General features: G+C 21.6%; 18 protein-coding genes, 1 tRNA gene and 1 pseudogene. 1 reads left to right on the plus strand and 19 read right to left on the minus strand.

What is annotated here, in order from left to right; translation table 11 throughout:
• Positions 1–90: 90 nt before the first annotated feature.
• From JNO41_RS02600 to JNO41_RS02655, 12 genes and pseudogenes are all read right to left on the minus strand, one after another.
• Entirely contained in the window at positions 91–486 is a 396-nt protein-coding gene (locus JNO41_RS02600) for a DALR anticodon-binding domain-containing protein (protein WP_432729678.1), read from the minus strand.
• A 69-nt stretch (positions 487–555) separates the two neighbouring features.
• Positions 556–1,781, minus strand: a pseudogene (gene argS / locus JNO41_RS02605) (arginine--tRNA ligase); the annotation flags it as partial.
• Between the two features lie 38 nt (positions 1,782–1,819).
• Positions 1,820–2,719, minus strand: a complete 900-nt coding sequence (locus JNO41_RS02610; RefSeq protein WP_121463700.1) for an RluA family pseudouridine synthase — start codon at positions 2,717–2,719, stop codon at positions 1,820–1,822.
• Between the two features lie 183 nt (positions 2,720–2,902).
• Positions 2,903–4,900: an ATP-dependent zinc metalloprotease FtsH gene (gene ftsH / locus JNO41_RS02615; protein ID WP_121464239.1), complete on the minus strand. Its 1,998-nt coding sequence runs from the start codon at positions 4,898–4,900 to the stop codon at positions 2,903–2,905.
• A gap of 66 nt (positions 4,901–4,966) precedes the next feature.
• Positions 4,967–6,241 carry a serine--tRNA ligase gene (serS, locus tag JNO41_RS02620; RefSeq protein WP_121463701.1) on the minus strand — a complete coding sequence of 425 codons (1,275 nt, stop codon included), beginning with the start codon at positions 6,239–6,241 and terminating at the stop codon, positions 4,967–4,969.
• A gap of 73 nt (positions 6,242–6,314) precedes the next feature.
• Positions 6,315–6,581 (minus strand): 30S ribosomal protein S20, encoded by a 267-nt coding sequence (gene rpsT / locus JNO41_RS02625; RefSeq protein WP_121463702.1) that lies wholly within the window; start codon positions 6,579–6,581, stop codon positions 6,315–6,317.
• 307 nt (positions 6,582–6,888) lie between these two features.
• Complete coding sequence (locus JNO41_RS02630; RefSeq protein ID WP_121463703.1) at positions 6,889–7,608, minus strand: hypothetical protein; 720 nt, start codon at positions 7,606–7,608, stop codon at positions 6,889–6,891.
• 1,036 nt (positions 7,609–8,644) lie between these two features.
• Positions 8,645–9,175, minus strand: a complete 531-nt coding sequence (locus JNO41_RS02635; protein WP_121463704.1) for a hypothetical protein — start codon at positions 9,173–9,175, stop codon at positions 8,645–8,647.
• Between the two features lie 311 nt (positions 9,176–9,486).
• Complete coding sequence (locus JNO41_RS02640; protein ID WP_121463705.1) at positions 9,487–10,047, minus strand: hypothetical protein; 561 nt, start codon at positions 10,045–10,047, stop codon at positions 9,487–9,489.
• Between the two features lie 11 nt (positions 10,048–10,058).
• Positions 10,059–10,427 (minus strand): hypothetical protein, encoded by a 369-nt coding sequence (locus JNO41_RS02645; protein ID WP_432729384.1) that lies wholly within the window; start codon positions 10,425–10,427, stop codon positions 10,059–10,061.
• Between the two features lie 98 nt (positions 10,428–10,525).
• On the minus strand, positions 10,526–11,014 hold the full coding sequence (locus JNO41_RS02650) for a hypothetical protein (RefSeq protein ID WP_432729386.1): 489 nt from the start codon (positions 11,012–11,014) through the stop codon (positions 10,526–10,528).
• The gene (locus tag JNO41_RS02655; protein WP_121463707.1) at positions 10,980–11,618 is read right to left on the minus strand and encodes a hypothetical protein; all 639 of its coding nucleotides are present in this window, start codon (positions 11,616–11,618) and stop codon (positions 10,980–10,982) included. Before JNO41_RS02655 ends, JNO41_RS02650 begins: the two co-directional genes overlap by 35 nt.
• Before the next feature lie 464 nt (positions 11,619–12,082).
• On the opposite strand from JNO41_RS02655, the gene plsY reads away from it, so the two are divergent.
• Positions 12,083–12,736: a glycerol-3-phosphate 1-O-acyltransferase PlsY gene (plsY, locus tag JNO41_RS02660; protein WP_121463708.1), complete on the plus strand. Its 654-nt coding sequence runs from the start codon at positions 12,083–12,085 to the stop codon at positions 12,734–12,736.
• A gap of 148 nt (positions 12,737–12,884) precedes the next feature.
• Here the strand turns inward: plsY and JNO41_RS02665 are convergent.
• The 7 genes from JNO41_RS02665 to der form a co-directional block, all read right to left on the minus strand.
• Positions 12,885–12,958, minus strand: a tRNA-Cys gene (locus JNO41_RS02665).
• Positions 12,959–13,000: 42 nt separating this feature from the next.
• Complete coding sequence (locus tag JNO41_RS02670; RefSeq protein ID WP_121463709.1) at positions 13,001–14,254, minus strand: aminopeptidase P N-terminal domain-containing protein; 1,254 nt, start codon at positions 14,252–14,254, stop codon at positions 13,001–13,003.
• A gap of 22 nt (positions 14,255–14,276) precedes the next feature.
• Positions 14,277–14,426, minus strand: a complete 150-nt coding sequence (rpmG, locus tag JNO41_RS02675) for a 50S ribosomal protein L33 (protein WP_121463710.1) — start codon at positions 14,424–14,426, stop codon at positions 14,277–14,279.
• A 120-nt stretch (positions 14,427–14,546) separates the two neighbouring features.
• The gene (locus JNO41_RS02680; RefSeq protein ID WP_161554961.1) at positions 14,547–14,855 is read right to left on the minus strand and encodes an HU family DNA-binding protein; all 309 of its coding nucleotides are present in this window, start codon (positions 14,853–14,855) and stop codon (positions 14,547–14,549) included.
• Between the two features lie 116 nt (positions 14,856–14,971).
• On the minus strand, positions 14,972–15,841 hold the full coding sequence (locus JNO41_RS02685) for an NAD(P)H-dependent glycerol-3-phosphate dehydrogenase (protein WP_432729680.1): 870 nt from the start codon (positions 15,839–15,841) through the stop codon (positions 14,972–14,974).
• The gene (locus JNO41_RS02690; protein WP_432729390.1) at positions 15,838–15,957 is read right to left on the minus strand and encodes a hypothetical protein; all 120 of its coding nucleotides are present in this window, start codon (positions 15,955–15,957) and stop codon (positions 15,838–15,840) included. Before JNO41_RS02690 ends, JNO41_RS02685 begins: the two co-directional genes overlap by 4 nt.
• The gene (der, locus tag JNO41_RS02695) at positions 15,957–17,279 is read right to left on the minus strand and encodes a ribosome biogenesis GTPase Der (protein ID WP_121463713.1); all 1,323 of its coding nucleotides are present in this window, start codon (positions 17,277–17,279) and stop codon (positions 15,957–15,959) included. The genes JNO41_RS02690 and der overlap by 1 nt, the downstream gene beginning before the upstream one ends.
• Between the last annotated feature and the right edge of the window lie 153 nt (positions 17,280–17,432).

Consider the following 17,432-nt stretch of genomic DNA (forward strand, 5'->3'; position numbering starts at 1 on the left):
TTTTAAAATTATTTTTTAATAATAAAAAATATAAAAAAAGAAAAAAATAAATAAAATATTTTTTAAAAATAAAAAAATTAACTAAATTTTCTACATTTTTTCTAAAATAGGCACTCCTAAAATTTTTAATCCTTCTTTTAAAATAATTAAAAGACTTTTAATCAATAAAATATTAGCATATTGTAATTTTAAATCATTATTATTTAAAATTTTTTCTTTTTCATAAAATTTATTAGCATTTTTAGCTAATTGAAAAAGATATCTAGCTAAAATACTTGGCATATTAGACTCTTGAACTTTTTCTAATACAGAATCAAATTGATCCATTAATCTAATCAAAACATAATAATGAAATTTTTCATAATAAGGATTTAAATCATTTTTTGTTAATTCATTAATATTAAAATCTTGTTTTTGAATAATAGAATTTAGTCTAACTACCGTATATTGTAAATAAGGACCTGTATTACCTTCAAATTTTAACATTTTTTCTAAATCGAATTCTATATCTAAATGACGATCGTTTTTTAAATCATTAAAAATAATAGCTCCAATAGATATTTGACGAGATATTTCGTTTATCTTTTCTGGAAAAAAATTTCTATCTTTTATTATATTTTTAACTTCTATTTCTGCTTTATAAATTATATCTTTTAATCTAAAATTATTATTTTCTCTTGTAGATATTTTCATATTTTGAAATAAAATTAAACCAAAATTAACATGTTCTAATTGTAAATTTTCGTAACCAATCTTATTAATTACTAATTTTAATTGTTGATAATGTAATTTTTGTTCATTACCTACTACATATAAACATTTAGAAAAATTAAATTTTTGATAACGATATAAAACACATGCTATATCTCTTGTTAAATAAAGAGTACTTCCGTTTTTTTCTGTATTAAAGCTGGTGATAAATCATTTTCTAAAGGAATAACATAAGCTTCATCATCTAATACAAGTATTTTTTTATTCTTTAGTTCTTCTAATAATTGAATCGCTTTATCATGAAAAAAAGATTCACCAATATAATAATCAAACGAAACACCTAATAAATCATAAATTTGATGAAATTCGTTTAAAGAAATTTCTTTAAAATATTTCCATAATTCATTTATTTCTTTATCTTTATTTTCCAAAAGATAAAAAATTTGTCTTGCTTGTTCATCTAATTGTGGATTTTTAATCTCTTCTTGATGAAATAAAATATAAACCCTTTGTAATTCATTAATAGGGTCTTTTAACATATTTTCTTTTTTGGCCCATTTTTGATAAGCTACAATTAATTTTCCAAATTGAGTGCCCCAATCGCCTAAATGGTTAATGCTAACAGTTTTAAAACCTAACTTTTGATAAACTTTTTTTAAAGCATTACCGATAACTGTAGAACGTAAATGTCCAATAGAGAAGTTTTTAGCTATATTCGGAGAAGAATAATCTAAAACTACTATTTGATTATTAAATTCTTTTTGACAATAACTCTCATCGCTATTTAAAATATTCAATAAAATGTTTTGAGTGATTTTTTTTCTATTTAATTTAATATTTAAAAAACCATTTTGAAAAAAAACATTTTCTATTTGTTCCAACTCTATTAAATCTTTTTTAAAAACTTCAAAAATTTCTAATAAATTTTTTTTTAAAATTTTAACATAACTAAACAAGGGTATAAAAAAATCAAATTTATCTTCATTCAAATTATTTTGTAAAAATATAGAGCAAACATATTTATCATTTAAAATTTTTTCTATTTTTGTTTTAATTTTTTTTAAATACATAAAAACTACCCTTGATTATTTATTATTTTATAATTTATTTAATTTGATTCTATTTTATTCAAAAATTCTTGAAACTGTAAAGGTAAAGAGGTTTCGAATTTTAATTTTTCACCAGTGAAAGGATGAGTAAATTCTAATTTTTTGGCATGTAATAACTGTTGTTGTAACGTTTGTTTTTTTGGACCATATAAACAATCACCGACAATAGGATGTTTTAGATAAGATAAATGAACTCTAATTTGATGCATCCTACCTGTTTCTAATTTTAATTCTAATAAAGAAAATTTTTCAAACTTCTTTAAAATTCGAAAATGAGTAATAGAAGGTTTTCCTTGTAAAGAAACTTCCATTTTTAAACGATTATGAATACTTCTTCTTATAGGAATATCACAGGTACCACAATCATAACCTAAAAAACCATAAATCAAAGCCCAATAAATTCTTTTTATTTCTCTCTTTTTAATTAATTTTTGCATTCTAATCACAGCTTCTTCTGTTTTTCCTACAACTATTAAACCTGTAGTATCTTTATCAAGACGATGAATAATTCCAGGTCTGTTTCCTTCTGAAAATTGAAAATCTTTAATTTGATAATATAATCCATTAATTAAAGTAACTCCAGAATAACTAAGAGAAGGGTGGACTATTAAATTTTGAGGTTTATCAATAACAACTAAATACTGATCCTCATAGATTATTTTTAATTTTAAATTAATAGGTTCAAAAATATTAGAAGAAAAATTTTTTTCAATATTAGGAACTTTTATTGTATCATTTGTTTTTAATAAATAACTTTTTTTAGATATTTTATCATTAACAATAATCTGACCAGAATCAATTAAAGAACCACAATATTTTCTGCTAATATTTAATTTTTGTGTCAAAAAAAGATCTAAACGTATATTTTTTTCTTTATCTTGAACGATTAATAATCTCATAATTCACCACAAAATTCCAAAAGAAATTCAATTTTACTAAAATAAAGAAAAAATGTACCATGTCAAAAAACATAAATACATTTTTTATTATAAAACTATCTCAATATCTAATTTAAAAGAAATATATTTTATATTTTTTTAAATTTATTAAATTATTTATTTATTTTTTTAATTCAATAATTTTCAATTTAATGAATTAATATCGTCTTTTGTATCTGAAAATTTTTTTGGATCAGAATCATTAATTTCATAAACTTTTTCTTCTTGTTTCTCTTCTTCTGATTGTCTTTCGATGTCTTTTTGTTTTTGTTCTTCTGCTTGTCTGTCTTGTTCTTTTTGTTTATCAAACCAGCTCAATTTATTCGTTTCTGCTATTTCTTGAATATCTTTTTTATTAAGAGTTTCGATCGCTAATAAATATTCTGTAATCTTAATAAATAATTCTTTATTTTCGGAAATTATTTTTTTAGCTTTCTCATAACAATTAAATATAATTTTTTGTATAGTTTGATCGATTTCTAAAGCTTTAGGATCTGAAAAGTTTTTATGAAAATTATTACCTTCTTCAAATTGAACTAAACCTAAATCACTCATTCCGAATATAGTAACCATTTTTTTAGCAATATTAGTTGCCATTTTAAAATCTTGATAAGCTCCATTAGAAACATCATCTAAAAATAATTCCTCTGCTGCGCGCCCACCTAAAAAAGAAGTAATTTCTGCTAATAATTGTTGTTTAGATGAAAAAAAGCTATCCTCTTCGCTAGAAAATAAATTATAACCACCCGAATTACCACGCGGAATAATAGTTACTTTTTCTACTTTTCGGGAATCTTTTAATTTTAAACCAATAATAGCATGTCCTGCTTCATGATAAGAAATCATTTTCTTTTCTTTTTCAGAATATTTAACGCTTTTTTTAGCTGGGCCCATTAAAATACGATCTATAGCTTCACTGATAGTTTTTTTATCGATAACATCAGCATTATTTCTAGTAGTTAATAAAGCTGCTTCGTTTAAAATACCTTCTAATTGGGCTCCACTAAAACCAGAGGTAACTCTAGCTACTTCTTCTAAATTAACATCAGGAGAAATTTTTTTATTTAAAGAATGTAATTTTAAAATAGCTTCTCTATCTTTAACGCTTGGTAAATTAACAATAAAACGACGTTCTAACCTTCCTGGTCTCAATAAAGCAGGATCTAAAAAATCAGGTTGATTTGTAGCAGCTACAACAATAACTCCTTGATTTTGATTATATCCATCTAATTCAATTAATAATTGATTTAAAGTTTGTTCTTGTTCACTATTACCGCCATAAGAATTCATTCCTCTTTTGCGAGCAAGTGTTTCGATTTCATCTATAAAAATAATACAAGGAGCATGTTCTTGAGCTGATTTAAATAAACTTCTAATACGTGCAGCTCCTAATCCTACAAACATTTCGACAAATTCTGAACCCGAAACAGCAAAAAAAGGTACTTTAGCTTCTCCGGCAAGAGCTTTCGCTAATAATGTTTTACCAGTTCCAGGAGGTCCAGATAATAAAACTCCTTTAGGAATTCTAGCGCCCATCAAATAATATTTTTTAGGATTTTTTAAAAAATCTACTAATTCGGCTAATTCTTCTTTTTCTTCTTCGGCGCCTGCGACATCTTTAAAAGTTAATGTAGGTTGTTTAAATGAACTTTTATTTTTTTGTGTTTTAATTTTATCTCTATCGGAAAAATGTTCAACTAATTGGCCTGTAGCACCAGTTAAATATTTTAATAAAAAATACACAATATAAACAGCAAAACATATACGCAATGCGCTTAACAAAGGTCCGAATCCTCGAAACTCTTGATATTCAATAGGTCCTTTGAATTTGTATTGGAATTTGTCTTGTAATTTTTCCTTTGCATCTGTTATAAATTTTTCATATTGGTCATTTGACACAAATTCGTAAATGTCTGTTGATTTCGAACTATTTTTATATTTAATATGTATATTGTAAATAGGATTAAAAGGACTAATTAAATAAGGTTGTATTTCTTTTATATCATCGAAATTCGAATATTGAAAAGAACTTATATCTTTATTTTGGTTTTTCCAAGTAACATTGTATAAAGAACATACAACACCTATTATTAAAATAATTCCAATTAAGCCCCAAACAGCTTTTGATAAATATTTTTTCATATTCATACTTTTTTTGTCCTTATAAATACAAGTTAATAATTATAAAATAAATTGATAAATTGATTTTTATTTAATCAAATCTATACCTATATAACTACGTAAAACTTCAGGTATAACAATATTTCCGTTTTCATTTTGATAATTTTCCATAATCGCCATCATTGTTCTACCTATAGCTAAAGCAGAACCGTTCAAAGTATGTAAATATTGTCTTTTTGTTTTTTTATCTCGAATAAATTTAATATTTGCTCTTCTAGATTGAAAATCTTCCGCATTGCTTATAGAAGCTATTTCACAATATTTTTGCTGTCCAGGTAACCATACTTCAATATCATAAGTTTTGCTCATACTAAAACCTAAATCACCAGTAGATAAAACAACCACTCTATATGGCAAATTCAATTGTTGTAAAATATATTCAGAATCTTTCAACATTTGTTCTAAAACTGCATAAGAATTATCAGGTTCTACCAATTGGACTAATTCTACTTTATTAAATTGTTTTTGTCTTAAAATGCCTCTTGTGTTTTTTCCAGCTGCTCCAGCTTCTTGCCTAAAACAAGTAGTATAACAAACATATTTTAAAGGTAATTGATTTACATCTAAAACATCATCTCGATGTAAATTAATCATAGGAACTTCACCTGTAGGATTTAAATACCAATTTTGTTTATCTAATTTTAATTGAAAAATTTCTTGTTTAAATTTTGGAAGTTGTCCTGAAGAAAACATAGATTTTTCGTTCACAATAAAAGGAGGAAAAATTTCTTTATATCCTTTTGATACATGAGTATCAATCATAAAGTTAATTAATGCTCTTTCTAATTTAGCGCCAATTCCTTTTAAAACAACAAATTTACTTCCTGTAATTTTAACAGCTTTTTCAAAGTCTAAAATATCTAGTTTCTTTCCTAACTCTAAATGATCTTTTATAGAAAAAGACATTTCTTTAGGTTCAGAAAAACGTAATATCTCAATATTATCTTCTGACGTAGTTCCAAAAGGGACAGAATCATGAGGCAAATTAGGAATATTTGATAAAATATCTAAAATTTGCTTTTCTACTTCTTGAAATTTTTGTTCAAATTCTTTTAAATTTTTTTTAAAAATTTGTTCTTTTTGAAAAAAATGTTCATCCAAATTATCTTTTAATTTCGATTCTGAAATTTCTTTTGATAAATTGTTTTTTTGAAATCTTATTTTTTCTATTTCATTAATTAATTTTTTTCTATCTTTATCTAAATGAATAAGTTGCTTTAAAAAAAATGAATCTGTTTGTCTTTTTTTCATTTTATCTAAAACTAAATCCATATTACTAAGAACAAATTTCAAATCTAACATAAAAAATCCTTTTTATTATGATAATTATTTTCTTTTTTTAATTAAAATTATTAAAAAAAGAAAAAAATTATCTTTATTTTAAAATACTATTTAATAATTTAGATATTTTAGATTTATTTCTAGATACAAAATTTTTATGATAAATTCCTTTAGATACACCTTTGTCTAAAGCTCCATTCATCTTATTAAAAAAAATAATAGCTTGTTCTTTATCCGCAGAAGCAATGAATTTATTAAAATTATTATCTAAAGTTCTCATTTTTGATTTATAAGATTTTCTTTTTAATCTGCGTTTCGCATCAGTTTTAACACGTTTTTTTTGTTGTTTAATATTTGCCATATTTTTATATCCTTTTTTTATAAAATTTAAATTATTAATACACACATTAATATTTTATAATATTAATATTAATTTATGATAATTAAATATTATATAACTATTATATTAAAAAGAATTATATAACTATTATATTAAAAAGAATTATATAACTATTATATTAAAAAGAATTATATAAAGAACTTTATATAACTATTTTTAATAACCTTTTTAGAAATAAAATAAATATTGTTTTAATCAATAAAAAATTAATAATAAATCTTTTTTTTAACAAACCAAAAAATAATTTTAATTTTTCAAAAAATCAAAATTATTTTGGAGAATTTATTTTCTTTTTCAAACGAAGAATACAATAAGATAAAAAATAAAAAACAATAGCTAATAAAAAAATATTTAAAAAGAGATAAGAATAACCTTGTTCTTTTCTATGCGATCCTAAAATATCTCCTAAAATTCCTTTTCGCTTAGGATTAATCATACCATAAGGATAATATTCTGACTTCCATAAAAAATTCGCAAACAAAAAAAAGAAAAAATAACATAAAGGATGAATTAAACCCAAATAAGTTTTTTTCAGACTTAAACCATGATTAATTTTAAAAAAATAAAAAAGAATATACAAAAAAGGAATAAAAGTATGTTGAAAATGTTTAATCTGGAAAGGTTTACTTATTAAATCATCTTTTTCTTCTGGTCGGTCAATAAAATGAGTAACAGTGCAAGTCAATAAAATATCAATTACAGCAACGAACATTAAAATAGAAAAAATTTTTTTACAACGAATTGAGGTGAAAAACAACAACATCACTATCAAAATCAAAATATTACTTTGAGAAGTAAAATGATGTATCAAACGGAAACAAAATGAAAATCTGTCTTTTTCATCATTTTGATAACATTTATAAAAACGAACAATAAAAGTAATTAAACAAATTAATGCTAAAACAAAAGCATAACACATAATTAAAAAATTATCATTTGTTTTAAATCTTTTAGTTATATCGTTTTTTTTAAATCTTTTTGTTTTCATATTATTTCTTATATACCTATTTAAATTTAGATTAAGCATTTAAAAATAAAAATATATTTATTTATAAAATAAATTATTTATACAATTACAATTTATTTTAACATAAAAAAATATATTTATCTTTAATTTGCGCTTTCATAAGTAAATTAAAAAAATTTTATTTTAATTTTAATAATACAATCAAAAAAAATATTTTATTAAATTATTTATTTTTACAAATACCTTAGCCCTAAAAACAACGAAATAATCCAAATTAATCCTAACAACCAAACTTAAATTTGGTTATATCGTTTTTTAAGCTAGAGATTATTAAAAAACATTATTTTAAAAAACCATAAAATAAGGTTATAAAATTTAAAAAATACCCAAAATAAATTAGGTATTTTTTAAATTAATTATATATTTGAATATTATTGTGTATTCTTGCTTTTCGTTTCCTTTACTAGATAATTGTTCTTATTTGATCATTAATATAAAATGAGAGATATGAAAATAAATAAAAAAACCAAAAAACAAAATTAAAGGGTCTATAATAAACATTGTTACACTTAATAACTTATCTTTTTGAAAAATTTTTTTGAATTTATTGTATTTCGAGATTATGAGATATTTCTTCTTTTGATATTTTGACTAGATTTTTAACTAATTCATCTTCTGTATCTGAGAATTTTTTGTTTACGTAAACATTATATAATTTAACTTGTAAAAAGTAATATAACAATAAAAAGAAAAAAAATAGGATTAATTCTGTTCGTTTGTTATTATTTATTTATTGATTTGTAATTAAAATTAATTCAATAATAAAAATTAAAATAAACATTAAAATAAGATTTATAATCAATAATCTTTATAACATTGTTTTTTTGATTAATAATTTTTTGTTGTTTGTTACGAATTTAAAAAGTTATTTCTATTTTTCTTTTTAAAGATTATTTTTGATTTTTTTAAATAAATATATTTTTTGTTAAATTAAGATAATTAATTTTAAACAAAATGATTAAATATTTTCGAAAAAATTATTTAATAAAAAAGTTCTTTAAATTTTAAATTTATATTTTAATATTTTATCTTTATATTCTTGATATTTTTCGTCTGATTCCAAAAATATTAATAAACACTTATTAAATAAATCAAATATTTCTTTTATATTTATCAATGTTTCTTCGATGGGCGTCATAAAATCATTAAATATATTTAAAAACTTTTCTATTTTGTCATATTCTTCCGAAATTTGTTTTATATTTTTAATTATGGTTTGTTGAGTTGCTGTATTATCATCTGTTTCACCTTTAGATAACAAAATTTTTGTTTGTGTTTTTGAAAAATTATCAAATAATTTAGTTACATGAGAATTTATTTGTTTTATCATTGCTCCTACGTAATTTGTAAGAGTTTCTTTAATTATTTTATTTATGTTTTTTTTTATTTTTTTATTTATCATAAAAAGATTTAAAAATTTGTTATTGTTTGGTTTTTGTCTTATTTCGTTAATTGTTTCGTTAATTTTTGTTTCCATGATACATTTGTCCGAAATTCCTTTGATTCTATTAATCAATAATTCTCGCAAGTTTATCATTTCCTTTTTATATATGTTTTCTATTTTTTTATCAATTTCATCTAATAAATTTAATTTATTGATTTGATCATCCGAATAATCTTTTATTATTTCTATTCTTTTATTTTTGGAATCTATTGTTTCTAGTATTATTTTATCTTTATAATGTTTTTTGTATATTTCATTATATGTTGTTTTTATGTTTTCTAAAAAATCTAATATTTCTTTTAATTGCGATGATGTTTCTTTATCTTTTTTTTCTATTATTTTGTCGTTCTCAATTTCGTATTTAACATCTGGTTTTAATTCCTCTATTAATTCCTCTATTTTTTTTCAATTGTTTCCTTTTGTTCATTTTCATCTTTTGTTTCATCTATATCGTTAAATATATCTATACAACATAAATATAACCTTCTTAGAAGGTATGAATTTGTATTTTCTTTTTTATTAGATTCTTTTTTATTCGAACATTCGAAAAAAATTTCTATAATTTTTTCTGCTATATGTTTTTTAACTGCTTCATTAGAAATTTTTTTATTAGAATACGATAATTCTTTTATATCTTTATTTTTATAAATTTGTTGAATTTTAAAATTAATTTCTGGATATTTATTATATAAATATTTCCATAATTCTTTATGTGGTTTTTCAATATCTTTTTGAATTTCTTCAATATCTTTTTGAATTTTTACATCTTGTTTTTGTAATTCTTTTATTTTTTCTGAATTTTTGCAATTCGAATAATTTATTTCTTCGGACCCAGATATAAAATCTATTCCATCATCATTAAATAATTTTTCAATTTTATTTTTTACATCTTGTTTGTTTAATTCTTTTATTTGTTCTAAATTTTTGTAATCAAAATATTTTTTTTCTTTAAACAAATATATGAAATTTATTTCATCATTATCATAATTTTCAGATATGTTTTTATATAATTTGTAAATATTTCTATAATTAACATTATTTTTTCATTATATACAAAATCTAAAATATCTTCATTGCTGGTATCTAAAACAATTTCTAAAATTTTTTTAATTATAGAAAAATCGTATTTTTTTATTTTTTCTTTTAAATTTGTTCTAGTTAAATTTATGCATTGTTTTAAAACAAATTTTTTTGAAACATCATTTGGCGAACATTCTTTGATTTGCTCTTTTAAATCTCTTTTGTATTCCGAATTGTTTTTAAATTCTATGTATTCTTTTAAAAAATCATTTAATGAATATTTTTTTAATTCATTTTTGGTATCATATTGCTTCATTTTTTCTATATAAAAAGTTTTATTATTATTATTTATATATTCATCATTAATTATTTTATAATTAGAAAGTTCGTTATTTATATGAACGACATCGCATCTTAATTGATAAAAATCTTTTGCTTTGGCAGACCAAAAAGCTTTTGATTCATTATTTGCAACAATGTTTTTAAAAACAACTTCATATTGGACACCATGATTTTTTTATTTTGAATGAAAATATCCGGAATAATAACTATATTTAATAAAATATTAAAATAATTATTTGAAGATGTTTTGACTTTGAACATATTTTTGATATTTTTAATCATAAATATTAATATATTTCTTTGTTCGTTGAATAAATCTAATTTTTGAAATATATTATCTTCAACTGCGTCTTCCATTAAATATGCACAATCAGGATATTGATATTGATGTTTGTTTGATATCCATCGAATACATAATTTTTTATTTTCATTAATATCAAATTTAATACCAATGATTTTATAATTTATTTTTTCCCATTCTTCTTCATCCTTTTGCCGTTCTTCTTCGTCCTTTGCTCGTTCTTCTTCATTCTTTTTCCGTTTTTTTTTCGTGCTTTTCATAAATTGTTTTTAATTTATTAGGTAAGTTGTTGTTTTCGAGATTAATTTCAGACTTAAAATACCAATAACTATATTCTTTATTTTTTTCCAAATATTCTATAATATTTTTTTCCAAATGTTCTATAATTTCATCTATCTTATTTAAAGGTTTATTATCGTCATTAGAAAATAAATTTGCTTTTTGAAAGTGTTCTATAATATTTTTTTTAAAATGTTTTATAATTTCATATATATTATCTAAAGGTTTATTATCTAAAGATTTATTATCATTATTAGAAAATAAATTTGATTTTTGAAAGTGTTCTATAATATTTTTTTTAAAATGTTTTATAATTTCATATATATTATCTAAAGGTTTATTATCTAAAGATTTATTATCATTATTAGAAAATAAATTTGCTTTTTGAAAGTGTTCTATAATATTTTTTTTAAAATGTTTTATAATTTCATATATATTATCTAAAGGTTTATTATCTAAAGATTTATTATCATTATTAGAAAATAAATTTGCTTTTTGAAATTGTTCTGTAATTTCATCTATCTTATTTAAAAGTTTATCATTATCATTAGAAAATAAATTTGCTTTTTGAAATTGTTCTGACATATTTTTTACTCCATTTATTTTTTTAAAAATAAAAATAATATTCCATAATAATCAAAAAATAATATAATATAAAATTTATTATTTTTTAAATTTTATATTAAAAAAACAAAAAACAATTTTTATGTGCTGTTAATAAAAAACCAAACTTAATTTTAATAATTAAGTTTGGTTGTTATGTATAAACACGAATTAAGTTAAATTAAAAATCTTTAATTTTTCCGTCTTTTTTTACTTTGCTGATTGCAAAAAAGATCATACAAAGGATCAATAAATAGATTCAGCAACTGTTAAATTTTTTTGAATTAATAATTAAAATCATTTTCATTTATTTAGTGTTATTTTAATGATGAATAAAAAAATATTATAAACGCATAATTTTATAAAATATAATAAAATATAGTATATGTAATAAATTTCTATGAAAAAACTTTTTTCTTTAAAATTTATATAAAAAGGTAAAACAAATGCAATATAATGATTTTATAAAAATTGTTTCAAATTGTTTTATTTATTATTTAATAGGATCTATTCCGATGGGTTTAATAATAAGTAAAATTTTTAAAAATAAAGATTTACGTTTATTAGGTTCTAAAAATATAGGTTCTTCTAATGCAACTAGAATTTTAGGATTGAAATATGGTTTTGTTGTTTTTTTATTAGATTTTTTAAAAGGTTTTTTGGTTATTATAATTAAGCCAGATTATCGATTATTATGCGCGATAGCAACCATTTTAGGACATATGTTTTCTGTTTTTAACAAATTTAAAGGAGGCAAAGCGATAGCAACTTCTGTAGGCGTTGTTACAGTTATAGACCCTCTTATTGGAATCTTAGGAATCGTATTTTTTATTTTATTTATAAGAATTTCGGGTTATGCTTCTTTAGCTTCTTTATTATCGACTTCATTAGTTAATGTTTTTTTATGGATTTCGTATTTAATAAATAGAAACAAGATTAACATTGATTTTTGGACACTTTTAGGATTTCTCATTATAACTATTTTAATTTTTGTAAAACATTCTAGTAATATACAAAATTTAATCAAAGGAACAGAAAACAGATTTAATTTTGGTTCCAAAAATATTCTTAAAAAAATTAATAATAAAAATATTAGTTAATTTTTTTTAATATTTATCATTTTATTAATTTCATATTTAAAAATATTTCCATTTAAAAAAGCATTTTTGAAAAATCAAAATATATTCGATTTTTCAAAAATGCTTTTTATTTTATTATATAAATTATTTATAAATTAAAGATTAATTTTGGAGGCCCTGGGCGGATTTGAACCGTCGATCAAGCTTTTGCAGAGCCATGCCTTACCACTTGGCTACAGGGCCCCAATGTATCAAAATAAAAAATTTAAAATTTAATAAAAATATTTATTCTTGAATCATTAAAAGTTCGATATCTTCTGTTTTTCTAGGAATATTTTTAGTTAAATTAATATTACCATCTTTTTTGATTAAAATGTTATCTTCAATTCTAATACCTAAATTCAATTCTTCAAAATATAAACCGGGTTCTACAGTAATAACACTGTTTTCTTTGATAGGTTCGTAAACATTTCCCACATCATGAACATCTAAACCTAAATAATGACCTAATCCATGATAACAATATTTTTCTATATTCTCGTCTACTTTCATAAAGCCGTTTTTTTGCAATCTTGTTTTTAAAATATCTTTTCCAAATTGATTCATTTCTTGAAAAGTATATCCTGGTCTAATCCATTCAATAATTTTTCTATTAACTTCTAAAACTATATCATAAATAATTTTTTGTTGAGATGTAAATTTTCCACTAGCAGGGAAACAAAAAGAAATATCAGAAGCATAATTATTATATTTTACACCTAAATCTAGCAATACTAAATCATTTTGTTTAATTAGATCTTTTTGTTTATTATAATGCAAAATAATAGCATTCTTTCCAGAAGCTATAATAGTATTAAAAGAAGGATGTAAATCATGATTAGCTAAAAAATAATGATAAAATGCTGATATTTGATATTCATACATACCAGGTTTTAAAACTTTAGCAATTGCTCTTAAAGCTTTATCATTAAAAGCAATTGCTTTTTTTATCAAATCAATCTCTGTTTCGTTTTTAATAACTCTCATATTTATTAAAAAATTACAAGAATCATAAATATTTATATAAGGATAATTTTTTTGAATCCATTCGGCTCTCAATAAAGACAAATTAAATTTGTTATTTAAATCAGTATTTGATAAATCTAAATAAAAATTTTCAATAAGGCCATATTTAGAATTTTGAGCAGTATTCAATAAACGAGTTAAAAAAGAATTTAAAACATCAATATTTAAAATATTCATTAATGGAATACAACTTGCATTTGATGCTTTTTCAAAACTCAAACTTTCTCCATCCCATTTTTGTTTTAATACATCATGATATTTTAAAAATAAAAAAGATTCTTCATTACCATAACAATCCTTAATAATTAATAAAACAGAATTATCTTCTTCTATACCTGTCAAATAATGAAAATTTTTGTTTAAGGCAAAATTTAAATCAAGAGAAAAATCATTTAAATTCGAAAAGAATAAAGAGATACTACCTTTTTTCATTTTAGATAACAATAAAGAACGATTTTTTTGATAAAAAGACATTTTGTTAAAACTCCATTAAAATTTATTTTTTTTCTCTGTGGACAGTATGTTTGCGTAAAAAAGGACAATATTTTTTAAATTCTAAACGTCCAGGAGTTTTTTTCTTATTTTTATAAGTATGATAATTTTCTCTACCACATTCTGTACAAATTAATTTTACTAAATCACTCATTTTTTAAACCTTTTATTTTTGTTATTATTATATTTGTTTTCTAGGCGCAATTAGAAATTATTTTTTTTAAAATAAAAACTATAAAAAATCATTTACTCTAAAAATTTTCAAATATTTATTTTAAATTTCTTCCGAAGTTAAATCTTTAAATGTTTTGCTTATTTTAAATACTGGAACAAATCTAGCTGGAAGAGTTACAACTTTATCGCTTTTTGGAACTTTACATACTTTTTCTTTTCTATGTCTTAAATGTACTGCTCCTAAATTACCAATAACTACTTTAATTACTTTTGAATCAGGACTTTCTTGTCTCTCTTCTTTTAAGCTTTCTACCACAACATCACTTAAACAAGACAAAAATTCTCCTACTTGTTCTGCTTTAACATTTAACTTTTTAGACATCTTGCTAATTAATTGTAACTTATTCATTTTAATTCCTCTAATTTTCATTAATTTTTAAAAATTTTGTAAAATCTATTAGAATTTTAACATAAAAAAAAATATTATCAACATAAATATTACAATAAAAAAATATTTTTGTTATTTTAACATTTTTCAAAAATATTTAATAGAATAAAATCAACGGGTTTATGTTCAAAAATAACCTTATAAGCGCTTTCTATAATTGGTAAACAAATTTTATTTTTAATTGCTAAATTATAAAAAACTTTTAAATTATAAATTCCTTCGATTACTTGAGTAGCTTGATTCAAAATTTGATCTAAATTTTTGCCCATTTGAATTTTTTTGCCGGCTTGATAATTACGAGAATTTTCATTAAAAACAGTAACCGTCAAATCTCCTAATCCTGTCAAACTCAAAACAGTTTCGATAGAATTCGATTTAGAAAACAAAAATAAAATCTTTTTCATTTCAGCAATTCCGAAAGTAATAAACGCTGAACGAGCATTAGAAGCGAAATTAACGCCATCTAGCATGCCACTGACAAAAGCCAAAGCATTCTTAAAAGAAGCGCATATCTCAGAACCTATTACATCATTAGAGACAGAAACTTTTAAATAATTTTTATTAAAAAATATTTTAGCAATTTTTAAAGCAAATTCTTGATTTAAAGAAGAAGCTGTTAAAAAAGTAATTTTTCTCAAAATAACTTCTTCAGCGTGAGAAGGGCCAGCAAGAAAAACATAATTTTTAATTTTATCAGCAGATATTTCTTCTGTAATAATCTGAGAAATAATTTTATTACTTTGAAATTCGATACCTTTAGAAACATTGATAAAATTTTTACTTGAAATTAAAATATTATTAATTTTTTTGAATAAATTTCTCATATTTTGAGCAGGAACAGATAAAAAAATATAATCAGAATGGAAAAGCGCTTTTTCTAAATCATTAGTTGCTTTAATTTGATCAGATAAACGAACATCAAAAAAAGGATGTTTTTGTTCGTTTATTTTTTAATATATTCAATGTTATTGTCATAAATTAATACTTTATTCGAATTATCATCTAAAACTTGAGCTAAAGTCGCTCCCCAAGCTCCGCCACCAATAATAGTAATTTTTTCCATTACAAAAAAACTTCTTTCTTTTTAAAAATTATTTTCAAAGGAATTCCGCTCAATTCTAAATTTAATCTTAATTGATTTTTTAAATATCTTTCGTAAGAAAAATGAATAAATTTAGGATCATTAACTAAACAAACAAATTCTGGACATTTCGTAGCTGTTTGTTTTAAATAATAAAATTTGGCTTTACCTTGATTAAAAAAAGATGGAGGATTAATTTGAGTAGCTTCGTGTAAAATATCATTTAATAAATGAGAAGAAAAAGTTTGTTTATAATTATTAAAAACTTTGTCTAAAGCTTGAAACAAAGTATGAATTCTTTTTATATTTTTCGCAGATAAAAACACTATTGGAACATGATTAAAAAATTTAAATTCTGTTTTAACCATTAATTCGAATTTTTTTATGTCTTTGTCAGAAGGTTCTAATAAATCCCATTTATTCAAAACAATAATACAAGGTTTTGAATAATTAAAAATAATAGCAGCGATATTTCTATCTTGCTCGGTAATATTATAACTTATATCTAACAAAAAACAAACAATATCGCTTCTTTGAATAGCATCCAAAGCTCTTAAAAAACTATACTTTTCATGTTTTTCATAAAATTTTTTTTTTCTTCGCATACCAGCGGTATCTATTATATGATATCTTTGATTATTTTTTTCAAATATAGTGTCAACGGCATCAGTTGTAGTCCCTGGTAATTCAGATACAATCATTCTTTCCTGCGACAACAAGGCATTAGTTAAAGTAGATTTTCCAACATTAGTACGACCTACTAAACAAAATCTTAAATCTTCTGTTTCATCATTTTCTATTTTTTTATTACGTGGCAAATAAGACACAACTTTATCTAATAATTTACCGATACCAATTCCATGTTGTGTACTAATTCCTATGATATCACTAAATCCCAAAGAATAAAATTCATAAACATTTTCATATAAATTTAAATTATCTATTTTATTAACAGCTATAATAACTTTTTTATGACTACTATATAACATTTTGGTTATTTCTAATTCTTCTTTAGTTAATGTAGTAGTTTGACCATCAGTAACCCAAATAATTAAATTAGATTCAGAAATAGCTAATTCGGCTTGATGTTTAATTTGTTGAATTAAAGGAACATTATCAAAAACAATTCCTCCAGTATCAATAATAAAAAATTTTTGATTTAACCATGTAGCTTCAGCATAAATACGATCTTTAGTCGTCCCGGCCTCTTCATAAACAATCGCTAATCTTTTATTTAAAATACGATTAAATAAGCTTGATTTGCCTACATTAGGTCTTCCTATAATAGCTACTTTAAAATTCATATTTTACTCTTATTAATGATTATTGTCAAAATATATTAAAATAAAAAATATCAAAATATTTTTATTTTTTATATCAAAAAAAATTATAAATAAATAAACTCAAAAATTTTTAAAAATTAAAAATTTTATTTAAATCAAACAACATATTAATTA

Source organism: 'Prunus avium' virescence phytoplasma (assembly GCF_050916135.1).
Lineage (GTDB): Bacteria > Bacillota_I > Bacilli_A > Acholeplasmatales > Acholeplasmataceae > Phytoplasma > Phytoplasma ziziphi.

Bases quoted from the DNA above. Each gene is read 5' to 3' on its own strand.
- plsY (WP_121463708.1), top strand. From the start codon at position 12,083: ATGCAATATAATGATTTTATAAAAATTGTTTCAAATTGTTTTATTTAT.
- ftsH (WP_121464239.1), bottom strand. From the start codon at position 4,900: ATGAAAAAATATTTATCAAAAGCTGTTTGGGGCTTAATTGGAATTATT.
- rpmG (WP_121463710.1), bottom strand. From the start codon at position 14,426: ATGAGTGATTTAGTAAAATTAATTTGTACAGAATGTGGTAGAGAAAAT.
- JNO41_RS02630 (WP_121463703.1), bottom strand. From the start codon at position 7,608: ATGAAAACAAAAAGATTTAAAAAAAACGATATAACTAAAAGATTTAAA.
- serS (WP_121463701.1), bottom strand. From the start codon at position 6,241: ATGTTAGATTTGAAATTTGTTCTTAGTAATATGGATTTAGTTTTAGAT.
- JNO41_RS02645 (WP_432729384.1), bottom strand. From the start codon at position 10,427: ATGAAGCAATATGATACCAAAAATGAATTAAAAAAATATTCATTAAAT.
- JNO41_RS02600 (WP_432729678.1), bottom strand. From the start codon at position 486: ATGTTAAAATTTGAAGGTAATACAGGTCCTTATTTACAATATACGGTA.
- JNO41_RS02655 (WP_121463707.1), bottom strand. From the start codon at position 11,618: ATGTCAGAACAATTTCAAAAAGCAAATTTATTTTCTAATGATAATGAT.
- JNO41_RS02610 (WP_121463700.1), bottom strand. From the start codon at position 2,719: ATGAGATTATTAATCGTTCAAGATAAAGAAAAAAATATACGTTTAGAT.
- JNO41_RS02650 (WP_432729386.1), bottom strand. From the start codon at position 11,014: ATGAAAAGCACGAAAAAAAAACGGAAAAAGAATGAAGAAGAACGAGCA.
- rpsT (WP_121463702.1), bottom strand. From the start codon at position 6,581: ATGGCAAATATTAAACAACAAAAAAAACGTGTTAAAACTGATGCGAAA.
- der (WP_121463713.1), bottom strand. From the start codon at position 17,279: ATGAATTTTAAAGTAGCTATTATAGGAAGACCTAATGTAGGCAAATCA.
- JNO41_RS02690 (WP_432729390.1), bottom strand. From the start codon at position 15,957: ATGGAAAAAATTACTATTATTGGTGGCGGAGCTTGGGGAGCGACTTTA.
- JNO41_RS02680 (WP_161554961.1), bottom strand. From the start codon at position 14,855: ATGAATAAGTTACAATTAATTAGCAAGATGTCTAAAAAGTTAAATGTT.
- JNO41_RS02670 (WP_121463709.1), bottom strand. From the start codon at position 14,254: ATGTCTTTTTATCAAAAAAATCGTTCTTTATTGTTATCTAAAATGAAA.